Source organism: Bradyrhizobium sp. SHOUNA76, assembly GCF_023006445.1.
Taxonomy (GTDB): domain Bacteria; phylum Pseudomonadota; class Alphaproteobacteria; order Rhizobiales; family Xanthobacteraceae; genus Bradyrhizobium.
This window is the reverse complement of the sequence record NZ_JALBHA010000354.1, coordinates 1-6,989: the sequence shown is the minus strand read 5'-3', so window position 1 is coordinate 6,989 and position 6,989 is coordinate 1. Positions and strand designations below refer to the sequence as shown.

The 6,989-nt window shown below is 65.8% G+C and carries 8 protein-coding genes and 1 pseudogene; 7 read left to right on the top strand and 2 right to left on the bottom strand.

All coding sequences use genetic code 11. The features are described 5' to 3' along the window. From MOV74_RS27225 to MOV74_RS27215, 3 genes are all read left to right on the top strand, one after another. A partial coding sequence (locus MOV74_RS27225; protein WP_246929640.1) for a biotin/lipoyl-containing protein occupies positions 1-572 on the top strand: 572 nt, incomplete at its 5' end. A 166-nt stretch (positions 573-738) separates the two neighbouring features. Further along, positions 739-1,605: an oxaloacetate decarboxylase gene (locus MOV74_RS27220; protein ID WP_246929638.1), complete on the top strand. Its 867-nt coding sequence runs from the start codon at positions 739-741 to the stop codon at positions 1,603-1,605. Further along, complete coding sequence (locus MOV74_RS27215; protein ID WP_246929636.1) at positions 1,602-1,901, top strand: acylphosphatase; 300 nt, start codon at positions 1,602-1,604, stop codon at positions 1,899-1,901. Before MOV74_RS27220 ends, MOV74_RS27215 begins: the two co-directional genes overlap by 4 nt. Before the next feature lie 130 nt (positions 1,902-2,031). Here MOV74_RS27215 and MOV74_RS27210 read toward each other — a convergent pair whose 3' ends face one another. Continuing rightward, on the bottom strand, positions 2,032-3,552 hold the full coding sequence (locus MOV74_RS27210) for a PAS domain-containing sensor histidine kinase (protein WP_246929634.1): 1,521 nt from the start codon (positions 3,550-3,552) through the stop codon (positions 2,032-2,034). Positions 3,553-3,695: 143 nt separating this feature from the next. Here MOV74_RS27210 and MOV74_RS27205 point away from each other — a divergent pair, with 143 nt between their 5' ends. The 4 genes from MOV74_RS27205 to MOV74_RS27190 are packed head-to-tail and all read left to right on the top strand — an operon-like array spanning position 3,696 to position 6,797. Next, positions 3,696-4,253 (top strand): GbsR/MarR family transcriptional regulator, encoded by a 558-nt coding sequence (locus MOV74_RS27205; protein ID WP_246929627.1) that lies wholly within the window; start codon positions 3,696-3,698, stop codon positions 4,251-4,253. A gap of 16 nt (positions 4,254-4,269) precedes the next feature. Continuing rightward, positions 4,270-4,935 (top strand): DUF4166 domain-containing protein, encoded by a 666-nt coding sequence (locus MOV74_RS27200; RefSeq protein ID WP_246929625.1) that lies wholly within the window; start codon positions 4,270-4,272, stop codon positions 4,933-4,935. Further along, positions 4,932-6,368, top strand: a complete 1,437-nt coding sequence (locus MOV74_RS27195) for a TIGR01777 family oxidoreductase (protein ID WP_246929623.1) — start codon at positions 4,932-4,934, stop codon at positions 6,366-6,368. Before MOV74_RS27200 ends, MOV74_RS27195 begins: the two co-directional genes overlap by 4 nt. A gap of 60 nt (positions 6,369-6,428) precedes the next feature. Further along, complete coding sequence (locus MOV74_RS27190; protein WP_246929621.1) at positions 6,429-6,797, top strand: hypothetical protein; 369 nt, start codon at positions 6,429-6,431, stop codon at positions 6,795-6,797. On the opposite strand, the pseudogene MOV74_RS27185 reads toward MOV74_RS27190, so the two are convergent. Further along, positions 6,794-6,989 (bottom strand): annotated as a pseudogene (locus MOV74_RS27185) (LysR family transcriptional regulator); the annotation flags it as partial. The gene MOV74_RS27190 and the pseudogene MOV74_RS27185 sit on opposite strands and share 4 nt — an antisense overlap.

Genomic DNA, 6,989 nt, shown 5'->3' with positions numbered 1-6,989 from the left:
AGCGGCAGATCTCGGGCCAGTTGGGCGGCCGCGTCGTGCAGCGCGAGCGCCGCCGTGCGGTCTGGCTCGACCGACAGGAGATCCAGCTCGAGGTCGGACGCGAGGGCGAGGCGATCGCGGTGCGTTTCGTCGATGCCGCCGGCAAGGCCGGCAATGCGCATCTGTTGCAGTCGCCGTGGAAGCCGGGCGATCCGGTCTGGCAGGGCACCATCGACGGCCATTTCGTCGCGGTGCAGACGCGGCCGATTCCCAATGGCATTCGTCTGGCGCATCAGGGCGTCGAGGTGCCGGTCTATGTCTGGACCGAAGCTGAAGCTGCGTCCGCGCGCTTGATGCCGGTGACGACGGCCTCCGACAGCGGCAAGAAGCTGCTCTGTCCGATGCCCGGCCTTGTGGTCTCGATCGCGGTGACCGAGGGGCAGGAGGTCAAGGCCGGCGAGACGCTCGCGGTGGTCGAAGCCATGAAGATGCAGAACGTGCTTCGCGCCGAACAGGACGGCACCGTGAAGAAAGTCCACGCCAGCGCCGGCGCGACGCTTGCGGTGGACGCGCTGATTTTGGAGTTTGCGTAAGGATGTGAGTGGGGCGGGCGGTCCGTCCCCCAACCACCGTCATTGCGAGGAGCCCTTCGCGACGAAGCAATCCAGTCTGTCTCCGCGGGCGCATTCCTGGATTGCTTCGCTTCGCTCGCAATGACGGAGTATGCTGTGGCCTCCGTGACCTAACCGAGACAGCACCATGGCCTTTCGTTCCCGCCGCGAAAAACTGCGCTCCGTCCTGTCGGGCGCAACTTGTGTCCATCCCGGCTCGGTGTACGACGCCATCTCGATCCGTATCGCCGAGGACCTCGGTTTTCCGCTCGGCATGTTCGGCGGTTCGGTCGCCTCGCTCGCGGTGCTTGGCGACCCCGACATTACCCTGATCACGCTCACCGAGCTCGCCGAGCAGATGCGGCGGATGTCGCGCGCCTCCGCGCTGCCGGTGCTGGTCGATGCCGATCACGGCTACGGCAATGCGCTCAACGTGCGCCGCACCGTGCAGGAGCTGGAGGCGGCGGGCGCCGCCGGTCTCACCATCGAGGACACGCTGCTGCCGGCCGCTTTTGGCGAGGCGAAGACGCAGCTGATCTCGCTCGAGGAGGGCGTCGGCAAGATGAAGGCCGCGCTCGGCGGCCGCAGCGATGGCTCGCTGGTCATCATGGGCCGCACGGGAGCTGCTTCGATCACCTCGATCGAAGACGCGATCCGCCGCGCTAGGGCATATGAAGCCGCCGGGGTCGATGCGCTGTTCTTCACCGGCATCAAGTCGCGCGCCGAGCTCGAGGCGATCACCGCTGCGACGCGCCTGCCGATCGTGCTCGGCGGGGCGCCGGAGGACTTGAACGGGCTCGATTACCTCGCCAGTCAGCGCGTACGCATCGCGCTCCAGGGTCATGCGCCGATCGCAGCCGCGACGCAGGCGGTCTACGAGACGCTGAGAGCGCTACGCGAAGGCGCGCCGCCGAAAAGCCTTAGGGGGATCGCATCGTCGGAGCTGACGGCCCTCGTCATGCGCGAGGTCGATGTCAAGGCGCGCAACGCCGACGTCCTCGGATTGAAAAAATGAGCCGGGCTATTCTCCAGGTCATGATCCGCGGGCGCGTGCAGGGCGTCGGCTATCGGGCCTGGGTCGAGCACCAGGCGACAACGAGCGGGCTCGAAGGCTGGGTCCGCAACCGCCGCGACGGCGGCGTGGAAGCGCTGTTCGCCGGTACGCCAGGTCACGTCGCCGACATGGTCGCGCTCTGCCGCCACGGCCCGCCATCCTCGCGCGTCGACAGTGTCACCAGCGAGACCGCCGGTGCCGATGAGCTGAATTTGCGCAGGGCCGGGGAGAAGTTCTCGGTGCTGCCGACGGTGTAGGCGCGTTGTCTGCGCGCCGTCGCCGGCCGCGGCGGTGAAGCAGGCGCCGAAGGCAGTCTCGTAGGGTGGGCAAAGGCGTGATCGTGGTGAGATTGTGGGCACGCTCCGCTTTGCCCACCTCTTGAGAACCTCACCTTGGCAGCTTGGCGATCGCTTCGCTGAGTTCGTGGATCTCGTACGGCTTGCGCAGGATCGGGAAATCCCCGCGCACGCCGGCGGCGACCTCGCTGTAGCCGGTGGCGAGCAGGATCGGCAGGCCGGGGCGGATCTGGCGGAGATGATGGGCGAGGGTGAGGCCGTCCATCTTGCCGGGCATGACGATGTCCGAGAACACGAAGTCGACGCCGTTGTTCTCGATCTCGCGCAGCGCAGCTTCGGCATCGGCGACCCGGCGCACATGGTAGCCAAGCTGCTCCAGCAGGCCGATGCTGACGATGGCGACGTCCGGATTGTCCTCCACCAGCAACACCGTGCCGCTGCCTTGGAACGCCGGCTCCCCGGCCGTGTCGGACGATGGCACGTCTTCTCCGCGCGGCAGGAGGATAGTGAAGGTCGTGCCCTTGCCGAGTTCGCTTGCGACGCTCACCGTGCCGCCGGCCTGGTGCGCGAAGCCGTGCACCTGAGATAGGCCGAGGCCGGTGCCCTTTCCGATCGGCTTGGTCGTGAAGAACGGCTCGAAGATCTTGTCGAGAACGTCACCGGGAATGCCGAGCCCGGTATCGGTGACGTCGATCGCAACGAAATTGCCGGCGAGGGTTGTCTCGTCCAGCACGACATTGCGCGCGCTGATCGTCACCGTGCCGCCGTCGGGCATCGCGTCGCGGGCATTGATGACGAGGTTGAGCAGCGCGGTCTCGAGTTCGGAGACGTCGGCCTTGATCGGCCAGACCTCGCGGTCGATGTCGAAGGCCAGGCGCACGGAGCTGCCGACGCCGGCATCGAGCACCTCGCGAATCGCCGTGATGCGTTCGGCGAAATCGATCGCCTGCGGATTGACGCTCTGCCGCCGCGCGAAGGTCAGGAGCTGGTTGGTCAGCGCCGCGCCGCGCTTGGTGGCGGTCTCGATGGCCGAGATCGCACGCTGGAGCTTGGCCGCGTCGTCGGCCCCTCGCTTCAGCATGTGGAGGCTGCCGCTGATGATCATCAGGAGGTTGTTGAAGTCGTGGGCGACCCCCCCGGTGAGTTGCCCGAGCGCGTCGAACTTCTGGGACTCGGCGAGTTGCTTCTGCATCGCCTCGAGCTTGATCTGGGTATTGCGGCGTTCGGTGATGTCGCGCGTGATCTTGGCGAATCCGACCAGTTGGCCGTCCTCGTAGATCGGATCGATCACGACACTGGCCCAGAAGAAAGTGCCGTCCCTGCGAACGCGCCAGCCTTCCTCCTCGTAGCGGCCCTTTTCCCTGGCGATGCCGAGCGCACGGGTCGGCTTGCCGTTGGCGCGGTCGGTTTCGGTGTAGAAGCGGGAGAAATGCTGGCCGAGGATCTCCTCGGGTGAATAACCCTTGATGCGCTCGCCGCCGATGTTCCAGCTGGTGATGATCCCGTTGGGATCGAGCATGTAGAGCGCGTAGTCCGCAACTCCCTCAACCAACAGCCGGAAACTGCGTTCGCTCTCGAACAAGTCTCTCTGTTGACTGAACTTTTTCACCATTCCCGGACCCTGTTCGACCGGAGCAAACGCCACAGATGGCGGATGGTTCCCTGAACTTGGGACATTTTTAGGCAGATATCCCCGCTTCGTATACGGACCGGCGCCCGCTTGACAGGGAAACGGTATTGTCAGATATTTCTGTCATGACAGAAATAACCGGAAAGAAGAAACTCCCCGTCGCCGTCGAGCGCTTCATCCTGCATTGGGGCGATATGGGGGACGAGTGGGGCGTCAATCGCTCGGTCAGCCAGATCCACGGGCTGCTCTACCTCGCCGAAGCGCCCATGACCGCCGAAGACATCGCCGACACGCTCGGCATGGCGCGCTCCAACGTCTCCAACTCGCTGAAGGAGCTGCTCGCCTGGAACCTGATCCGGCGGGTGCCGATCCTCGGCGACCGCCGCGACCATTACGAGGCCGAGACCGACATCTGGGAGGTCGCGGCCAGAATCGCGGCGCGGCGCAAGGAGCGGGAGCTCGATCCGGCGATCGCGGCGCTCAGGGCGTGCGTGTCCGACGCCGCCGGCGATCCGGCCATCAATCCGGTCGCGAGCAAGCGGCTGAAGGAGATGCTCGCCTTCACCGAGCTCGCCGATCACTGGTTCATGCAGATGCTGAAGGTGCCGCGGCCGCGGCTGGTCGCCTTGATGCGGCTTGGCGAGAAGATCGCCAACCTGCTGCCGCTGGGCAAGACCAAATAGCCTCGAGGAGGGTACGATGACGTCGGCAAGATTATCGGGCTGCAACGCATCGACCTCCGCTCACACCAGACTGCTCGACGATCGCCGCTTCCGCACGCTGCTGTCGGACGAGGATTGGGGCCGCCTGCCGCTCGCGACCTGGCGGCGCTTCTCCAAGCGCGTCGCCGACGGCGACAGCGTCGTCTATGTCGGCGTGGTCGACGAGATCGGCTTCAGCGACATTGGCTGGTGGGTCGCACAGGCCGCACGCATGATCGGCGGGCCGCTGCCGACCGGCCGTGACACCGGCGTGCCGATGATCGTGACGGTCACCGAGGATGCCGCAACCGGCGGTCAGACCTGGACGCGCATCTGCGCGCGCAAGCGCGGCTTTCCGCAAGTGATCCATTCCGCCAAGCGTTTTGCCGGTCCGACCGGGCTCGAGGAATATGTCGGCTTCGGCGTTTCGATGGCGCTCCGTATCGCGGTCGAGGACCAGGCGCTGACCTTTCGCAGCGCCGGTTATGGGCTTCAGCTTGGACGCCTGTGGATCCCGCTGCCGCAATGGCTCACGCCGGGCGATCTCACGGTGACGCACCGCGACCTCGGCGAGGGCGCGTTCCGCTTCACCCTCGATGTCATTCATCCGCGTTACGGCGCGCTGATCCACCAGTCCGCCACCTTCAGGGAGGCCGTGTCATGACACAGCTGTTGTGGACGCTCATCGCCATCCAGATCGTGATGGGCGTGTTCGACACCTTCTACCATCACGAATTCACCGAGCGCCTGGCCTGGCGGGTGTCGCAGCGCTTCGAGCTGAAGCTGCACGGCATCCGCAATATGCTCTATGCGCTGCTGTTCCTGCTGCTCGGCTGGCTCGAGGTCTATGGCGTGCTCGCGCTGCTGATCGTCGCGGTGCTGATCGCCGAGATCGTGATCACGCTGATGGATTTCGTCGAGGAGGATCTGAGCCGAAAGCTGCCGCCGAGCGAACGCATCAATCACACGCTGCTCGCCATCAATTACGGTGCCATTCTCGTGCTGCTGCTGCCGGTGCTGATCGACTGGGCGATGCAGCCGTTCGGCGTGACCGTGGTCTATCAGGGCCTGCTCAGCATGGCCGCGACCGCCTGCGCGGTTGGAGCTGCGCTGTGCGGCGTCAGGGATTTTGCCGCGATGCGCCGATTGGGCCGCATGCGCAGCGTTCCGGCGCAGGGACTTGTCGAGAAGCTGCCGGGCCGCAAGACCGTGCTGATCACTGGCGCCACCGGCTTCATTGGCAGCCGCCTCGCCACAAGCCTCAGCGGGGCGGGGCACAATGTCATCGCGTTGATCCGCAACCCCGCCAAGGCCGAGATGTTGCCGCCGCCGGTCATGCTGATCACCAGCCTCGATCAGCTCGCCGCCGACACGAAGATCGACGCCATCGTCAATCTCGCGGGCGAGCCGATCGGCAACGGCCTGTGGACGGAGGCCAAGCGCGCGAAGATCATCGGCTCGCGCATCGACATGACCGGCGAGGTCGTCAAGCTGATCGCGCGGCTTGACCACAAGCCCGAGGTGCTCGTCAGCGGCTCAGCGATCGGCTGGTATGGCCTCTGGGCCGATCAGGTGCTGACGGAATCGGCGAAATCACACGCCTGCTTCAGCCACGAGCTGTGCGCGGCCTGGGAGCAGGCGGCGCGTCCGGCGGAGGAGCTCGGCGTGCGCGTCGTCTATTTGCGCATCGGCCTCGTGCTCGGCACCGAAGGCGGCTTCGTCACGCGCATGCTGACGCCGTTCGAGTTCGGGCTTGGCGGGCCGCTCGGCACCGGCCGGCAGTGGATGTCCTGGATCGAGCGCGACGATCTGATCCGGCTGATCGCCTATGTCTTGGCGACGCCCGATCTCACAGGCCCGGTCAACGCCACCGCGCCGATCCCCGTCACCAACGCCAAATTCACCGAGGAGCTCGGCCGCCGGCTGCACCGGCCGACGGTGTTCCGCATTCCCGGCGGCCTGCTGCGCCGGATCGGCGGCGGCTTCGCCGACGAGCTCCTGCTCGGCGGCCAGCGCGTGCTGCCGAACAAGGCGCTGAGCCGCGGTTTTGTCTTTCGGTACGAGACGTTGCGCAGCGCGTTCGAGGCGATCTTGTGAGGTGATGATATGGCCTGCGCAGAATGTCCTCGCGCTCTGAACGGTTGGTTTCGCGGGTGCGTGGCCGCAACCGGGGTCCTGCATGCCATCATACTGGCCATCTTCATTGGAGTCATGAATAGCGCCGGACAATTAATGGGCATTGCCTTGACGCTCATCTTCGTGTTGCCGCTGACGCTGCTTGTCGTCTGCACGCTCACGGGGCTTCCTGCCGGCGCGGTGATCTGGCTTGCCGAGCGCCTGCGCATCCGATCCCTGTTGTTTTACGCGGTTTCAGGCGTCGCGATTGGCGCGCTATTCTGCGCGCTTCTGTTCCAGATCGTCGGCTCGTTCGGTGCCGCGTTTGTTCTCGCTGGCGGTTCGGCGGGACTTGTCTATTGGTTTGTGGCTGGCAGGTACGCCGGGGAAGAAGGGAACTGGTTTGGCTAGGCGGCCACCGCGCTCCGAAACGTCGCCGCGACCGCGCGTAGTGCCGCGAGCTTGGCGGGATCGCTGACCTTCGAATGCAGCATCACCTTCGAGCTGCCGAGCTTCGGCAGCTTGTGCGCAGGTCCGATGTCGACCAAGCCAGGGGGCGCGATCCGCCGCGCCAGCGGCGCGATGGCGAGCCCGGCGAGGGCG

Excerpts from the sequence above, each read along its gene's own strand:
- MOV74_RS27210 (WP_246929634.1), bottom strand. The coding sequence starts at position 3,552 with ATGGTGAAAAAGTTCAGTCAACAGAGAGACTTGTTCGAGAGCGAACGC.
- MOV74_RS27200 (WP_246929625.1), top strand. The coding sequence starts at position 4,270 with ATGACGTCGGCAAGATTATCGGGCTGCAACGCATCGACCTCCGCTCAC.
- MOV74_RS27205 (WP_246929627.1), top strand. The coding sequence starts at position 3,696 with ATGACAGAAATAACCGGAAAGAAGAAACTCCCCGTCGCCGTCGAGCGC.
- MOV74_RS27215 (WP_246929636.1), top strand. The coding sequence starts at position 1,602 with ATGAGCCGGGCTATTCTCCAGGTCATGATCCGCGGGCGCGTGCAGGGC.
- MOV74_RS27220 (WP_246929638.1), top strand. The coding sequence starts at position 739 with ATGGCCTTTCGTTCCCGCCGCGAAAAACTGCGCTCCGTCCTGTCGGGC.
- MOV74_RS27195 (WP_246929623.1), top strand. The coding sequence starts at position 4,932 with ATGACACAGCTGTTGTGGACGCTCATCGCCATCCAGATCGTGATGGGC.